Annotated in this window: 15 protein-coding genes and 1 tRNA gene; 9 read left to right on the forward strand and 7 right to left on the reverse strand. The window is 58.4% G+C overall.

Features of this window, described 5'->3' with window-relative positions:
- Positions 1–133: 133 nt before the first annotated feature.
- Together ACHZCU_RS12160 and ACHZCU_RS12165 are read right to left on the reverse strand one after the other, a co-directional pair.
- Positions 134–691, reverse strand: coding sequence for an HNH endonuclease (locus tag ACHZCU_RS12160; protein ID WP_106306627.1), 558 nt, complete (start codon positions 689–691; stop codon positions 134–136).
- Between the two features lie 116 nt (positions 692–807).
- Complete coding sequence (locus tag ACHZCU_RS12165) at positions 808–1,452, reverse strand: DNA-3-methyladenine glycosylase 2 family protein (RefSeq protein WP_319518981.1); 645 nt, start codon at positions 1,450–1,452, stop codon at positions 808–810.
- 45 nt (positions 1,453–1,497) lie between these two features.
- On the opposite strand from ACHZCU_RS12165, the gene gluQRS reads away from it, so the two are divergent.
- Positions 1,498–2,376 carry a tRNA glutamyl-Q(34) synthetase GluQRS gene (gene gluQRS, locus ACHZCU_RS12170; RefSeq protein WP_319518982.1) on the forward strand — a complete coding sequence of 293 codons (879 nt, stop codon included), beginning with the start codon at positions 1,498–1,500 and terminating at the stop codon, positions 2,374–2,376.
- Here the strand turns inward: gluQRS and ACHZCU_RS12175 are convergent.
- Positions 2,341–3,255, reverse strand: coding sequence for a YihY/virulence factor BrkB family protein (locus ACHZCU_RS12175; protein WP_106306636.1), 915 nt, complete (start codon positions 3,253–3,255; stop codon positions 2,341–2,343). The genes gluQRS and ACHZCU_RS12175 overlap by 36 nt on opposite strands.
- A gap of 98 nt (positions 3,256–3,353) precedes the next feature.
- On the opposite strand from ACHZCU_RS12175, the gene ACHZCU_RS12180 reads away from it, so the two are divergent.
- The 7 genes from ACHZCU_RS12180 to ACHZCU_RS12210 all read left to right on the forward strand — a co-directional run bounded on the left by ACHZCU_RS12180 (position 3,354) and on the right by ACHZCU_RS12210 (position 7,953).
- Positions 3,354–4,187: an SDR family oxidoreductase gene (locus tag ACHZCU_RS12180; RefSeq protein WP_319518983.1), complete on the forward strand. Its 834-nt coding sequence runs from the start codon at positions 3,354–3,356 to the stop codon at positions 4,185–4,187.
- 19 nt (positions 4,188–4,206) lie between these two features.
- Entirely contained in the window at positions 4,207–4,725 is a 519-nt protein-coding gene (locus ACHZCU_RS12185) for an O-acetyl-ADP-ribose deacetylase (RefSeq protein WP_319518984.1), read from the forward strand.
- Between the two features lie 90 nt (positions 4,726–4,815).
- Positions 4,816–5,013: a twin transmembrane helix small protein gene (locus ACHZCU_RS12190; protein WP_106306645.1), complete on the forward strand. Its 198-nt coding sequence runs from the start codon at positions 4,816–4,818 to the stop codon at positions 5,011–5,013.
- Positions 5,014–5,022: 9 nt separating this feature from the next.
- The gene (locus ACHZCU_RS12195) at positions 5,023–5,595 is read left to right on the forward strand and encodes a cob(I)yrinic acid a,c-diamide adenosyltransferase (RefSeq protein ID WP_319518985.1); all 573 of its coding nucleotides are present in this window, start codon (positions 5,023–5,025) and stop codon (positions 5,593–5,595) included.
- Between the two features lie 183 nt (positions 5,596–5,778).
- Positions 5,779–6,528, forward strand: coding sequence for an electron transfer flavoprotein subunit beta/FixA family protein (locus tag ACHZCU_RS12200; protein WP_106306651.1), 750 nt, complete (start codon positions 5,779–5,781; stop codon positions 6,526–6,528).
- Between the two features lie 15 nt (positions 6,529–6,543).
- Positions 6,544–7,473: an electron transfer flavoprotein subunit alpha/FixB family protein gene (locus ACHZCU_RS12205; protein ID WP_319518986.1), complete on the forward strand. Its 930-nt coding sequence runs from the start codon at positions 6,544–6,546 to the stop codon at positions 7,471–7,473.
- A 57-nt stretch (positions 7,474–7,530) separates the two neighbouring features.
- Positions 7,531–7,953: a secondary thiamine-phosphate synthase enzyme YjbQ gene (locus ACHZCU_RS12210; RefSeq protein WP_319518987.1), complete on the forward strand. Its 423-nt coding sequence runs from the start codon at positions 7,531–7,533 to the stop codon at positions 7,951–7,953.
- 192 nt (positions 7,954–8,145) lie between these two features.
- On the opposite strand, the gene ACHZCU_RS12215 is transcribed toward ACHZCU_RS12210, so the two are convergent.
- Complete coding sequence (locus ACHZCU_RS12215) at positions 8,146–8,880, reverse strand: SIMPL domain-containing protein (protein ID WP_319518988.1); 735 nt, start codon at positions 8,878–8,880, stop codon at positions 8,146–8,148.
- A gap of 158 nt (positions 8,881–9,038) precedes the next feature.
- Here ACHZCU_RS12215 and ACHZCU_RS12220 point away from each other — a divergent pair.
- A tRNA-Ile gene (locus tag ACHZCU_RS12220) sits at positions 9,039–9,114 on the forward strand.
- A gap of 250 nt (positions 9,115–9,364) precedes the next feature.
- Here ACHZCU_RS12220 and ACHZCU_RS12225 read toward each other — a convergent pair.
- From ACHZCU_RS12225 to ACHZCU_RS12235, 3 genes are read right to left on the reverse strand one after another with little or no spacing between them, the layout of a single operon-like run.
- Positions 9,365–10,378 (reverse strand): TniB family NTP-binding protein, encoded by a 1,014-nt coding sequence (locus ACHZCU_RS12225; protein WP_319518989.1) that lies wholly within the window; start codon positions 10,376–10,378, stop codon positions 9,365–9,367.
- The gene (locus ACHZCU_RS12230; protein ID WP_319518990.1) at positions 10,375–12,642 is read right to left on the reverse strand and encodes a hypothetical protein; all 2,268 of its coding nucleotides are present in this window, start codon (positions 12,640–12,642) and stop codon (positions 10,375–10,377) included. The genes ACHZCU_RS12225 and ACHZCU_RS12230 overlap by 4 nt, the downstream gene beginning before the upstream one ends.
- Entirely contained in the window at positions 12,639–13,415 is a 777-nt protein-coding gene (locus ACHZCU_RS12235) for a hypothetical protein (RefSeq protein WP_319518991.1), read from the reverse strand. Before ACHZCU_RS12235 ends, ACHZCU_RS12230 begins: the two co-directional genes overlap by 4 nt.
- Between the last annotated feature and the right edge of the window lie 581 nt (positions 13,416–13,996).

Below are 13,996 nucleotides of genomic sequence, written 5' to 3' on the forward strand. Positions count from 1 at the left end.
GTGTCGATTACTATATCAGCGTTGGCAGACGGAGCCCGGCAATGTGATCTTCAGCTGTCACAGGCCCGGCAACGTCCGTCTGCTGGCACAGGTATCATCCAGATGCAGCACTTCATGCCGGGCGTAATGGCCGTCACGGCTCCAGTTCGCTGTCCCAGTAGAGGTAGTCGAGCCAGCTTTCGTGGAGATAGTTTGGCGGGAAGCGGCGGCCGTTGTTGTGCAGGTCCTGCACCGTCGGGCGGTAAGGCTTCTGCCAGGGGATCATGCCGGCCTGTTTCGGCAGTCTGGATCCCTTTTTCAGATTGCACGGCGAACAGGCCGCTACCACATTTTCCCACGTTGTCTCGCCACCCTTGCAGCGCGGGATGACATGATCGAAGGTCAGTTCGTCATGGCTGCCGCAATACTGGCACTGGAAACGGTCGCGAAGGAAAACATTGAAGCGGGTAAAGGCCGGGTTGCGCGAGGGTTTGATGTAGGTCTTGAGACAGACGACACTCGGCAGCCGCATGGAAAAGCTGGGCGAAGACACGGCCTGATCATACTCGGCGATGATGTTCACACGGTCGAGAAAGACGGCCTTGATCGCGTCTTGCCAGGACCATAGCGACAAGGGGTAATAACTCAGGGGCCTGTAGTCGGCATTCAGCACAAGCGCCGGCAAGGCCTGAGGCGAGACTGCAATCGTCAAGTTGCTCTCCTGATCGATTCGGCATCCTTTCTCTGTATATTAGGCTTGTTGTTACAGCATTGTGAAGCCTGATAAATCGAGTGCATGAATAAGGGGGATAAAGTCGCTGCAATTCTTCAGCCGACCGGAAGAACTTCTTTTTTCATCACGGTGGCATAATAGGCCCAGAGAATGCGCGCCGCGACTGCGCGATACGGGCGCCAGTCTTCAGCCTGCGCGCGCAGCACCTTTTGTTCCGGCCGCGTCGCAAGGCCGAATGCGTGTGCAGCCGCTGCCCTGAGTGCCAGATCGCCTGCCGGGAAAATGTCGATATGTCCGGCCGAAAACATCAGATAGACCTCGGCCGTCCACGGTCCGATGCCGCGATGGGCGGTCAGTTCGGCAATTGCGGTCTCGCTTGGCTGATCGGCAAGGCGGTCGAGATCGAGACTGCCGTGCATGACGGCCTGTGCGACCGCTTCAAGGCTTGCCTGTTTGGCGCGCGTGAGCCCGAGACCGGCGCGTGTTTGCGGCGAGAGCGCAAGAAAGGTTTCCGCCGTCAACAGCGGGCAGGCGGCTTTCAGCCGCGCGAAGATTGCGGCGGCGGCTTGTTTGGAGATCAGCTGCCCGACCACGACCTCGGCAAGGCCCTCAAACCCGCCCGGCCGCAGCCTGAGCGGGATTTCGCCGCTGACAGCCGCAATTCTTGCCATAGCGGGTGCGGTTTTGCATAAGTTGTGCACCGCCGTGTCGAGATCGGCGGCATTGCGCAGACGCTGCATCGGCCTTACCCCTTTCCATGAATTTTGAACGCGGACTGTCATCGCATGAATTTGAACACCGCTCGACCCGTTTTCCGCTTCGCGCCGAGCCCGAACGGCCGGCTTCATCTGGGCCATGCGCTGTCGACGCTTGAAAATCAGCGGAGGGCACATGCCGCCGACGGACGGCTGTTGCTGCGGATCGAGGATATCGACCGCGCCCGTTGTACGCCCGAACTGGAAGCGCAGATCATCGACGACCTGGCCTGGCTCGGTATCGACTTCGATGGGCCGGTCTTCCGCCAGTCGGCGCATTTTGCGGACTATCAGGCCATGCTGCAAAGCCTGATCGATCGCGGCCTTGCCTATCCGGCCTTCATGACCCGCGGCGCGGTGAAAAGACATGTTGGCGAGCACGAAGGGCATGGAATGACGTGGCCACGCGATCCCGACGGCGCGCCGCACTATCCCGGCGGTGATCGCAGCCTGTCTCTTGAAGAGCGCCGGGAGCGGCTGGAGAGCGGCGGGCGGCATGCCTGGCGGCTCGATATGGCGGCGGCGATAAAGGCCGTTGGCAGGCCGCTTTTCTGGCTGGAAGATACCGATGACGGCATCGTCGAGACCCCGGCCGATCCCGGGGCATGGGGCGATATCGTGCTGTCGCGCTCGGACGCACCATCGAGCTATCATCTCTCGGTCGTCACCGATGATGCGGCGCAGGGCGTGACCCATGTCGTGCGCGGCATGGACCTTTACCATGCGACGTCCGTTCACAGGCTGTTGCAGGAGCTGCTGGTTCTGCCTGCGCCGGTCTATCATCACCACCGGCTGATCCTTGGGGCGGACGGGCGCAAGCTTTCCAAATCCAACCAGGATACGGCACTGGAAGAATTGCGGGCCAAAGGTGTGTCACCCGCCGATATTCGGGTCATGTGCGGGTTCTGAATGCTTTGCCTTGCGGGCGCGGTGACGGCTCCATGGGGCGTGCTTGATGACCTTGTATTTCAGGAGAGCGGCGTTGACCTCGGCCCCCAGAAGCAGGATCACGCCGATTGAATAGAGAAACACCAGCAGGATCATCGGGGTTGCAAGGCCGGCATAGGTGGCGCTGTATTGCGCGAACGTGCCGAGATAATAGGCAAAGCCCGACGCGAACAGCGACCAGACGACAAGCGTCAGAATGATCCCCGGCAGCACATCGACCAGCCGGCGGCGTCCGGAGGCCAGAAACAGATGGGCGATCACCAGCCCGAACAGCAACAGCAGAAACGTGCCGAGCAGGCGGGCATTGGAAAGCAGGTTGAGCGCGTCTTCCAGCCAGGGAAACCAGCGTTCGGCGAAATGCAGCGCCAGCGGCACCACCACGAACATGATGCTGAGAAAGGCGAAGATGATCGCCGCCAGCAGCACGAAGCCCAGGCTGCGGATCCTCAGCCACCACCAGGTACGCGTTTCTTCCACCCTGTAGGCGCGGTTGAGCGAAAGGCGGACGGCCTCCACGCCGTTGGAGGCAAAATAGGCGGCCGCCAGAACCGATACGGTCAGCAATCCGCCACGGGGAACCGTCAGAACTTCGCGGATCTGGTTGGAAACGGGTTCGGCAATGGCCTCCGGCCAGGCGCCGACGATGAAATTGATGGCGACATTGGCAAATTCATCGGCGCCGAGAAAACCGGCAAGCGTTGTGCCGAAGATCAGAAACGGAAACAGCGCCAGCAATGTCGAGAGTGCCACATGGCTTGCCATGGCCCAGCCGTCATCCTCACTGAAATGATAGAGCGCGTCATAGGCGACCTTCAACGTCATCCGGACCGGCGTCTTCATACTCTCTCCCAATGGCGGTTGCAGCGGGGGAACCGTTTGTGGCGTATCTGTAACCTTATATAGGATAGTGATCGGTTTGATGTACCGGAGAGAGACAATTGACTGAAAAATCCACGATTATCGTCACCGGCTGTTCAAGCGGCATCGGTGCTTTCTGTGCCCGCGCGCTGCATGCCGATGGATGGCGGGTGTTCGCCACTGCGCGCCGTGAAGACGATCTTGCAGCGCTGGCCGCAGACGGGCTTGAGGCGCTCTATCTGGATTATACGGACAATGCCTCGATTTCCGCGCTGGTCGAAACCGTTCTGCAGCGCACCGGCGGCAGGCTTGATGCGCTGTTCAACAATGGCGCCTATGGCCAGACCGGCGCGGTGGAGGACGTCGCAACCGATGTTCTGCGCGCCCAGTTCGAGGCCAATGTCTTCGGCTGGCATGAGCTGACGCGGCAGATCGTGCCGGTCATGCGCGCTCAGGGGCACGGCCGCATCGTGCAGTGCTCCTCGATCCTGGGTCTCTTGCCCTATCGTTATCGCGGGCCGTATTCGGCATCGAAATATGCGCTCGAAGCCCTGTCGCTGACATTGCGCATGGAGCTTGAGGGAACCGGCATTTTCGTCAGCCTGGTCGAACCGGGGCCGATTGCCTCGAAATTCACCGCCAATGCGCTGAAGCATATCAGGGCCAATATCGACCTCGAAGGCTCGGTGCATGCCGAGGACTACCGCCGGCAGCTGGCCCGTCTCGATGGTTCGGGGCCGGCCAACCGTCACAAGCTCGCCCCCGACGCCGTCCATGCTGTCTTGCTGAAGGCGTTGACGGCGAAACGGCCGAAGCCGCATTATCTCGTGACAACGCCGGCCAAACAGGGCGCCATCCTGAAACGGGCGATGCCGGCTGACTGGTTCTACCGCCTGATGGGCCGGATGAGTTGAGGTGGCCGAGGAGAAGACAGTGACCGAAATTTCCGTCATCAGGGCCGACATCACCAGACTTGACGTTGATGCTGTCGTCAATGCCGCCAATACCTCGCTTCTGGGCGGGGGAGGGGTCGACGGCGCCATTCACAGGGCTGCCGGGCCCGGCCTTCTTGCCGAATGCCGCACACTTGGCGGCTGCCCCACCGGCGAGGCGCGGATCACCGCCGGATACGATCTGCCGGCGCGTCATGTGATTCACACGGTCGGCCCCGTCTGGAAGGGAGGATCGCACAACGAGGCTGAACGTCTTGAAAGCTGCTATCGCAATTCCCTGAAGCTGGCGGCGGAAAACGATTGCCGCACGATCGCCTTTCCGGCCATTTCGACCGGTGTTTACGGTTTTCCCGCGGACCGGGCGGCAACAATTGCGGCCACGACGATCATGGATATGGCCTTGGCCCTGCCTGTCATCACCGCTGTCTATCTGGTGGCATTTGACGGCGGCATGGAGGCCCTTCTGGAGGCGGCCGTTGCCGCAGCGTTTGCAGCTTGAATATCCGCTGCCCTTGCATGCTTGTGCAATTTATCGTCTGATGCAGCTTTCCTGCGCAGGTGGGAACAACGGAGGAGACGGTACCGCCCCATGTCCAGCTTTTTCATATTCGTGACAATCATTGCGATGATGCTGGTCGTGTTCTTTCTGGTGCGCGGCCTCATAAACATGATGAAGGGCGGAAGCCCTCAATTTTCCAACAAGATGATGCAGGGCCGCATTGCCTTTCAGGCAATCGCAATCGTCCTCATCATGTTCACACTCTGGCTCATCCAGTCCGGACACTGATTTTCAGGCATGGTCAAACTCAACAAGATCTATACGCGCACCGGCGATGGCGGCACGACCGGGCTTGCCACAGGCCCGCGCCGCAAGAAATCCGATCTCAGGCTCCACGCCATCGGCGATGTGGATGAAACCAATGCCGCGCTCGGTCTGGTGCGGCTTGAAATCGATGGCGAAGGCGCGCTTGCCGGCGGGGTGAAACGCATTCAGAACGATCTTTTTGATCTCGGTGCCGATCTGGCAACGCCGGAAACCGGTGATGCACTTTCCTATGAGCCGCTGCGGATCGTCACCACGCAGGTCGAATGGCTCGAAGGCGAGATCGACCGGTTGAATGCGGCGCTTTCACCGCTCACCTCCTTCATCCTGCCCGGCGGTAGCCGGCTGGCCAGCGGACTGCATATGGCGCGCACAATCTGCCGCCGGGCGGAACGGGCCATGGTGGCGCTTGAGGCGGCAGAGGCGGTCGGCAAACCTGCGCTTTCCTATATCAACCGGCTTTCCGACTACCTGTTCGTGGCCGCCCGCCATGCCAATGACGATGGCCGCGCCGACATTTTGTGGGTGCCGGGGAAAAACCGATGATTTATCGAAAAATGCCTGTTTTGAGGCAATGATTCTTTGTCAAAGCAGGCAAATGAAATTATTCATGTCGCCCATTGGCAAGCGAGCGCGGTCGAAAGGCCGCAATCTCACCCACGCCGGAATGTCCGTTCCGGCCCAAATGTCTCGATTGAGGCCGTGAGGCCCTGATCCAGGAGGTAGAAGATGAAGGTTCTGGTCCCGGTAAAGCGGGTTGTCGATTACAACGTCAAGATTCGTGTGAAACCGGATGGCACCGGCGTTGAACTCGCCAATGTGAAAATGTCGATGAACCCGTTCGACGAGATCGCGGTGGAAGAAGCCCTCAGGCTGAAGGAAGCCGGCATTGCCACCGAAGTGATTGCGGTTTCCATCGGCCCGGCCAAGGCGGAAGAAACCATCCGTACCGCCCTTGCCATGGGTGCTGACCGCGGCATCCTGATTACCACCGACGAAACCGTCGAGCCGCTTGCCGTTGCCAAGCTTCTCAAGGAAGTTGCCGCGGCGGAAGAGCCCGGCCTCGTCATTCTCGGCAAGCAGGCGATTGATGACGACAGCAACCAGACGGGCCAGATGCTGTCGGCCCTTCTCGGCTGGAGCCAGGCGACCTATGCCTCCAAGCTTGAAGTCGGCGAGAGCGAAGCGACCGTGATCCGCGAGATCGATGGCGGGCTGCAGACCATCACCGTCAAGCTGCCGGCCATCATCACCACGGACCTGCGCCTCAACGAGCCGCGTTACGCTTCGCTGCCGAACATCATGAAGGCGAAGAAAAAGCCGGTCGACAAGAAGACGCCGGCTGATTTCGGCGTTGACATCGCCCGCCGCCTGGAAGTGCTGAAGACCGAGGAGCCGGAAGCCCGCAAGGCCGGTATCAAGGTGGCCAATGCCGCCGAACTGGTCGACAAGCTGAAGAACGAAGCCGGCGTGCTGTAGGGAGATATCGAGACCATGACCATTCTTCTCGTTGCAGAACACAACGGCGCGACCGTTTCCGAACAGACCGCCAAGGCCGCAACCGCGGCTGCCGCCATCGGCGGCGATATCCATGTGCTGGTCGCCGGAAAGGCCTGCGCGGCTGCAGCCGACGACGCGGCAAAGATCGACGGTGTTTCCAAGGTGCTGCTGGCTGAAAGCGACGCCCTTGCCGAAAGCCTGGCCGAACCGCTTTCCGCCACCATTCTCGGCCTTGCCGACGCCTATGACGTGATCATGGCGGCGGCCACCTCCACCGGCAAGAATGTGCTGCCGCGCGTGGCCGCGCTTCTGGACGTGATGCAGATTTCCGAGATTACCGAAGTCGTTGCGCCCGACACCTTCAAGCGCCCGACCTATGCCGGAAACGCGATCGAGACCGTCAAATCCCACGACGCCAGAAAGGTGATTTCCGTGCGCACCGCCGGTTTTGCCGCCGCCGGCATGAGCGGTTCGGCCGCAGTCGAGACGGTGGGTGCCGCAGACGATCCCGGCCTCTCGACCTTCGTGAAGAACGAGATCGCCAAATCGGAACGCCCGGAACTGACCTCGGCGAAGATCATCATTTCCGGCGGCCGTGCGCTGGGGTCCTCGGAAAAATTCCAGGAGGTCATCCTGCCGGTGGCCGACAGGCTTGGAGCTGCTGTCGGCGCTTCGCGCGCGGCCGTCGATGCCGGCTACGCGCCGAACGACTGGCAGGTGGGCCAGACCGGCAAGGTGGTGGCGCCCGAACTCTACATTGCCTGCGGCATTTCCGGCGCTATCCAGCATCTGGCGGGCATGAAGGATTCGAAGGTGATCGTCGCCATCAACAAGGACGAGGAGGCGCCGATCTTCCAGGTGGCCGATTACGGCCTTGTCGGCGACCTGTTCGAAATCCTGCCGGAGCTTGAAAAGGCGCTATGATGCGTTTCGCACCGGCCTCTTTTAAAAAAGAGGCCGGTGCGGCAAGGAAAGGACACCATGCCGCAGACCCGTCTGACCATTCAGACCCGTGGACAGGGGCTTTATGAATTCACTGATGAGGCGTGCCGTTTCGTGCGCGGCAATACGGACGGGGAGGGGCTTCTGACCGTGTTCGTGCGGCACACGTCCTGCTCGCTGTTGATCCAGGAAAATGCCGATCCCGATGTGAAGCGGGACCTGTCAGCCTATTTCTCCAGACTTGTGCCGCGCGCCGACGACCCTGCGATGAACTATCTGGTTCACCGGCTGGAAGGCCCGGACGATATGCCCGCCCACATCAAGACGGCGCTGACCCAGGTTTCGCTTTCGGTGCCGGTGGCAGACGGCAGACCGCTGCTCGGCACCTGGCAGGGGCTTTATCTCTTCGAGCACCGCGACCGCCCGCACCGCCGCGAAATCGTGCTGCATCTTTCCCCGTAACGGTAAAAACGGGCAGGGCCAAGACTGCACCACGGTGCGCCCCCGACAACCGGGTGATCTGCTGCGCGCTTTCGCTGTTTTCGCGACTGGAACGGTTCAGGACTGTTTGAATACATAAAAAGAAGCGGGGCGAACTGCCCGTATGAACAGTGTCGCCCCGGAAGCCGGCAAGATTCTTCAGGTCTATCCGTCTTAGTCCTGCTCGATTGCCAGCGTCATGTTGACGGTGATGGTATAGGTGTTTTCACCGGCGGCAATCGGCGGTGCGCCCGATGCCTTTGCCATCATCATGTCGGACCGGGCGAACATCACAGGCCCCGGCATCGAACTCTGTTCGGAGATGGACAGCACATCGCCGAGAGAAACGCCAGCTGCTTCTGCAAGGGTTTCGGCCTTGGCGAGCGCGTTGGCGACGGCCTCGCGGCGCGCTTCGTTTTCGGCGGCATGCGGATCGCTGTTTGAAAGCGCGATGCCGCCACCGGAATTGACCCCGAGCGCGACCGCGCGGTCCAGCACGGCGCCGAGCTTTGTAAGGTCGCGGACTTTCACATTGAGGGCGTTGCGCACCTCGTAACCGGCGATCTCGCTCCCGGTGGAACCATCAGATGCCTTGACCTGCCGATAGCGCGGATTGACGGAGAAATTGGCGGTCTGGATATCCTTTTCGGCAATGCCGTCTTCCATCAGCGCGGCCATCACCTTCTGCATGGCGGCGGAGTTTTCGGCCATGGCGGTGGCGGTATCGTCGGCCTGGGATACGACGGCAAGCGAAACGGTCGCCATATCCGGCACCAGCGTTGCATCGCCTTCGGCGGAAATGGAAATGGTCGCCGGGGTGTCCGCAGACTGGGCAAATGCTGTCTGGCCCGCAAACGGCGCGGCAAACAGAAGCCCGGCGGCTGCGATGCGAACCGGTAGGTTGGTCATGAAAGTCCCTCCTTGAAAATGTTTCACATTGTCTTGACGGCCAATTGTGAAGCCAATGCGGCAAGGCTTGCCGTGCTTTTGATTTTGGGGTAGTCGGAGTGACCGCGCAAGGAGCCATTGCCAGCGCGGCGCCGGCTGAAAGCTGCCTGACGCCGGATGGGCCTGTAGCTCAATGGTTAGAGCCGGCGGCTCATAACCGCTTGGTTGGGGGTTCGAGTCCCTCCAGGCCCACCAAAAACTCTGATTTCGTTGTTGACGTGCGACACGGAAACGCCGTTCTATCCGATTTTCAGGATCAATAAAATCAATTACTTACATCACCTTGCGACAAGTCGGTTTTTTGAATCCGACACCCGAATTCCGAATTCCGACATCTGAAATCCGTCCTGGATTGAACGGCTATTCCTCCGGCCCGAAAATACGCACTAAAAAAGGGCCACTCCCGAAGGAGCAGCCCTGAATAAACACCCGATTTTTGGGACTTCTATTTTTTCGGCCGCCGTCGCTTCCTCGTGTGATCGACTTCATGCCGCTGTAGTGCCAGATTGGTATCGATGACGCTCCAATTCTCCGCCCAGAACGGATTCAGCTCGTCATCGCAATCCATGCGAACAGCATAGGCCTCGGCAAAATCACCGATGTCGATCTCGCGCCGCTTCTCGCCGAGGCATTCTCCGATCGCTTCGATTGTGATTTCCATCGCGACGCCGAAGCGATAGTTGGCCGCATGAAACAAGATCTTGATGAATTCATCCTGGGCCAACAACTCGTCTGCCGGGGCTAAATCTGCTCGTTCGAGCAATGTTCTGATAGCATGCCGGAAATCCTTGCCATCAGTCCGGAACTCGAGTGGTCGCATCTCGATGGGGCGAAGTCTTCGCGCCAGGGTGGGGTCTTGGGTGACAAGCGCCCTCCCTTCGGGTGTAGCAGTCAGGATCAGGCAAACCGGCCATTCCTGATTTTGCATCAGGTTTCGAAAGCGCTTGATAAATACGCCAATGCTGTCACTGGTCTTGTAGCGTCCGCTATCCTGAACCTCATCGAGGTGCAGGGCGACAACGCCGTTGTGCTTCATATGATGGACGACGTGCTGCGTCAGATAATCTTCATCGCGATTGGCTGTTATCGGGTATCCGAGAATACGAAGGATCTCCTTCAGCGTGTCCTTGACCGTGGCGCGACCTGGCACCACGATGCTGACAATTCTCGAGCCAAACTGTCGTTTTGCTCCTGTGGATATGACCGCGTGGTACTCCGCGATGATTTCCTGAGCGATCCGCGATTTTCCGGCTCCCGCATCGCCGATAAGTGCAGCCCCTTTGAGCTCGGTCTTGCCGTGTTTTAGACGCTGCTCGCGCGCTTCAAGGACAGAGAAAATACGGTCCCTGAAGTCCCAGTAGGTTTGAGTCTTGACAAAGTAGTCCTCCAGCCCGACCAGGCGTGCAGCAATTTTGCCGTAGGCGTCGAACTGATCAGCAATAGAATTCGTGCCGGTCATCGGGCGCCACCCGTGTGTCTTCTGCGTCTGATCGCGTCCGAACGAAACCGGTCCATCGGCGTTGGTATATCTTCGCGATATTCTTCCTGATCGTGATGTTCATCAGTGAACTCATTGTCCTGGATTTCAGTGCCCGCATACGGCGGATCCACGTACTCATCCTGACCGATGAATGGTCTTTCGTGCTGGCCCTTGCCAAAGCTCAGTTCCCGTTTGGCACGGTCGATTTCATCGCTGGTATAGCCCATGATGCCGATGTCTGATGTTCTGAGAATGTCATTGACAAGCTTTTCAGCATTTTCGATGGCTTCAGTCTGCGCCCCTTCGCGGGAGAGATTTTCCGCTTTGATGCGTTGCCGTGCCGCCGCTTTTGCCTCCTGCCATTGCCTTAGCGTTTTTCCGCGCATATCCGGATTAAGGCACGGGACAGCAATCAGTTCTTCATTGGCAACGACGGAGATACCACCGAGGTCGAAGGGGTCGACCTTGATCCTGACCTTTTCACCGGGCTTGGCAACGCGATCGTCCAGTCGGGCTAAGCGTTGATCGCGGGTGAACGCGTTTGCATAGGTCAAGCCCGCATAGCTGATGCCATTTTCGGTGATGTTCGCTTCAGCCTCAAAGCCGCATGCTTCGCGCAGTTGACCGGGTCGTGGCATCATCAAGGGATCGTAATCTTCGTGTTGGATGAGCTCATCCCATACCGCCGCCGGAGTCCTACCGTTCAGACCGCGATGGGGCGAATTATGGTAGCGGGCAATAAATGCGGTGAAAAGCTTATGGAGCTCGTCGTCAGTGATGCAGGCTTCCTCGCCAGGTTTCCTGTCGTTACGCGTTTGGGGGTTGTTGCTGGTGTAGCCCGGCAGATAACGTGCAAATTGCAGGTCACACGTCCGAAAGAAGCGCTCGATATGTCCACGCAGCCAGGAAACGCCTGCTGCCGTGTTCATCAGGGATGCTCCGAGAGTGCGCACACCCTGGGCAAACATTGCTCCGCCAAAAGGTAATTTACCGAACTCGGAGCCATTGTCATTGGCGACCTGTTGTATCGGGCAGCAATAGTTGTAGTGGCCTTCTTTGATGCCAATATCTCTGAGCAGATAGGTCTTATCGGAAGCGGACATTCTCAAGGCTTCCAGGGAAGCGTCTACGGTTGGATGTTTGCTGATGGAAAAGCCCAGGATGCACCGCGTCGCAACATCGATCATGACCGTGATCCAGCGGCGAACTTTCTTGACCTTGCTGCGCTGCTTAGGCGTCATCCTGTTCCATTGTTCGCGGGTGATATCGAGAGTGACCAAATGGAACATCCATGCATCGATCTGAACCATTTCACCGGGGAAGCGTGCTGTCAGGCCCGACTCGACGCTGCCAAACTTCTTTTGGGCTGCCGCCAGCCCATTCCGCTGGATGCAAACCTCGAATGGATCCAGATATCGGTCGATCCAGCGCTCATAAGTCCGCTGAGATAGGATTCTAATCTTGTCCTTGCGGCCCTGTGATTTTCGCGCCTTGTTCTCTGCCTTCAAAACGTCGAAGAGGTGGCCAATGACTTTTTTCTTGCTCGGACACGTCGATGAAGCATACTTTCCCAGTTGTGCCATCACGAGGGCAAAATTTTCGAGCCTCTGAATTTCGGATTCTTCATGCTCCGCAAATGATTTTGCTCGGAGGAAGACATTTGGTTTGGAGCCAAATTTCTTGATCTTCCTGTAATATTTCAAGAGAGAGTCAGCGCTAGGTAGCTTGTGAAACTTCTGAGTGGAGTTTGCGCGATCCGTGCCATAGTGCTGGAGAGCCTGGTAACGTTCGAATTCGTCGAGCATCTGGGGCCGAAGTGCGTCCACAGCTGCGCGGGTCAGCTTCATGCCTTTTTCCCAAAATCGATGTATCATCTTGGCGCAAAACCACTTGCGGTCAGCGGTATCGCGCTGTGCCTTGGTCGCGCCGTATAGATCATGACCGCCATAAATCTCTCGGTCCTGCTGGCGAGATGGACTATAAAATCCCCGATCTATTACCAGATGTTCGGTCTCAATGAGGTGAGATATCTCGTTGATGCGGAGGTCCCGAAGATCGACGCCGCCATCCGGCCTTTTGACGCTCAAGCGGTATAGATTGATCTCCCCCAGGCTGTCTTGATTTGCGTTCTGGGCGGGAGATGCTTTGCCCTTAATGAGGTGCCTCTCCACGACCTCGTTTCCCTCAAGGGTAACGCGATCCAGGCCGGTTAGTTTGCCAAAGACGTCGCTGGAGAAGTTCATGCCGCGGCCCTCCAGATGATGGACTGCGGCGCGATGGGGTCAAGCAGGCGCTTCTTGAGATCACCATCGCCGATCAACCGGATCGCAGCGCGCCGGCCGCGGTTCCCAAGCCCGGACCTGTCCACAAGGTCCTGAAGCAGAAACCGATCCCCCAGATCATCTGCTACCTCCTGGACGATACGGTCCGCTTCGGGGTCCCAACCTCGTCGGGCCAGGTGAATGAGCCGGGCGCATTCTCGATAGACGGGATGGAAATGATAGCGGGACGCCACCACGATACGATCGGCGATTTCAGTCGAGCACTGCTCTGCGATTTGCCGGATTTCCTCCAGATACGAAGGACGCCTGGCTTTTTCGTCATATTTGACGGAGACAAGCACTTCCTCGCAGTTTCGAAGAAGCAGATGCGCATCCATGATTGTATGCCTGTCCTTGCCGGTATCATCGACATAATCGATGCGGGTCAACTGTTCCTTGAAGTTGACGGTATCGGGATGGGCGGCAAGGTTCAGATAAACCTGTGCCTCCTCATATGAAGCGCACCAGAATTCCTGCAAGACGGTCGACCGGTGCAGCCGCGTGACAAAGGCAACCTTGCAGGAGCCACTGGATTTCCCAAGCTCGATCTTCTGCAGGTGCGAGCGCGATAGCCGATGCGGATCGTCGGGATCGGCGAGCGGCGGCGGTTGGATGGTGCAATCCCAGAGCTCAGGGTGGCTGGCGTAAGGGTGTTCGGACGGGATTTCGAAGTTTACGTGCCGTTGAATAGGCATAGGTTCTCCTTGCCCGAGAAGCCTGGCTTCTCGGGTCTGTTGAATTCAGATTTTGAGGAGAAGCGACACCCTTCCCACCACGGCACGAGCGTGCTAATGAGGTGGTCTCAGTGAAGAGGCGTCTGCTTCTTTTCGGAAGGGCGTGATTGTTGACGCAATCACGCCTTTTCTGTTTTGGCCTTGGCCATATATGTTTTGCTTGTGTTCGTTTCCTTTCCTGTCCAGCATTTGCGAGCGGCAGGCCGCCCGAATTTGGTTTCTGCTCAGAAGCGGGGGTTCAGCGTGAATCCGCGAACGCTCGCCTCCAAAAGGTGATGCGCTTATATAGCGCGAATACTATTTCTTTGGCTTTCGGCATAGCTTCTCTTGTTCGCATTTCTTGAGAAATGCGAATTTCAGAAAGTGACTCGTTATTAGCGTCGAAAGTGCCAAGTGAAACCTGCTTATCCAGCAGGCTATCACTCACTCTCGCGATGGTATCGCATCTGATTTTTCCGGATAGATGTCAACGGCGGTGTAAAAACCGGCCACGGGGCGGAGCAAAAGTCGGCCACTTTGGACGCAGGCATGAGGGCCGCGGG

This window comes from uncultured Martelella sp. (genome assembly GCF_963677965.2).
Lineage (GTDB): Bacteria > Pseudomonadota > Alphaproteobacteria > Rhizobiales > Rhizobiaceae > Martelella > Martelella mangrovi.

Coding starts and splice junctions, on each gene's coding strand:
- ACHZCU_RS12165 (WP_319518981.1), bottom strand. CDS start 1,452: ATGCAGCGTCTGCGCAATGCCGCCGATCTCGACACGGCGGTGCACAAC.
- gluQRS (WP_319518982.1), top strand. CDS start 1,498: ATGAATTTGAACACCGCTCGACCCGTTTTCCGCTTCGCGCCGAGCCCG.
- ACHZCU_RS12175 (WP_106306636.1), bottom strand. CDS start 3,255: ATGAAGACGCCGGTCCGGATGACGTTGAAGGTCGCCTATGACGCGCTC.
- ACHZCU_RS12190 (WP_106306645.1), top strand. CDS start 4,816: ATGTCCAGCTTTTTCATATTCGTGACAATCATTGCGATGATGCTGGTC.
- ACHZCU_RS12195 (WP_319518985.1), top strand. CDS start 5,023: ATGGTCAAACTCAACAAGATCTATACGCGCACCGGCGATGGCGGCACG.
- ACHZCU_RS12200 (WP_106306651.1), top strand. CDS start 5,779: ATGAAGGTTCTGGTCCCGGTAAAGCGGGTTGTCGATTACAACGTCAAG.
- ACHZCU_RS12205 (WP_319518986.1), top strand. CDS start 6,544: ATGACCATTCTTCTCGTTGCAGAACACAACGGCGCGACCGTTTCCGAA.
- ACHZCU_RS12210 (WP_319518987.1), top strand. CDS start 7,531: ATGCCGCAGACCCGTCTGACCATTCAGACCCGTGGACAGGGGCTTTAT.
- ACHZCU_RS12215 (WP_319518988.1), bottom strand. CDS start 8,880: ATGACCAACCTACCGGTTCGCATCGCAGCCGCCGGGCTTCTGTTTGCC.
- ACHZCU_RS12225 (WP_319518989.1), bottom strand. CDS start 10,378: ATGACCGGCACGAATTCTATTGCTGATCAGTTCGACGCCTACGGCAAA.
- ACHZCU_RS12230 (WP_319518990.1), bottom strand. CDS start 12,642: ATGAACTTCTCCAGCGACGTCTTTGGCAAACTAACCGGCCTGGATCGC.
- ACHZCU_RS12235 (WP_319518991.1), bottom strand. CDS start 13,415: ATGCCTATTCAACGGCACGTAAACTTCGAAATCCCGTCCGAACACCCT.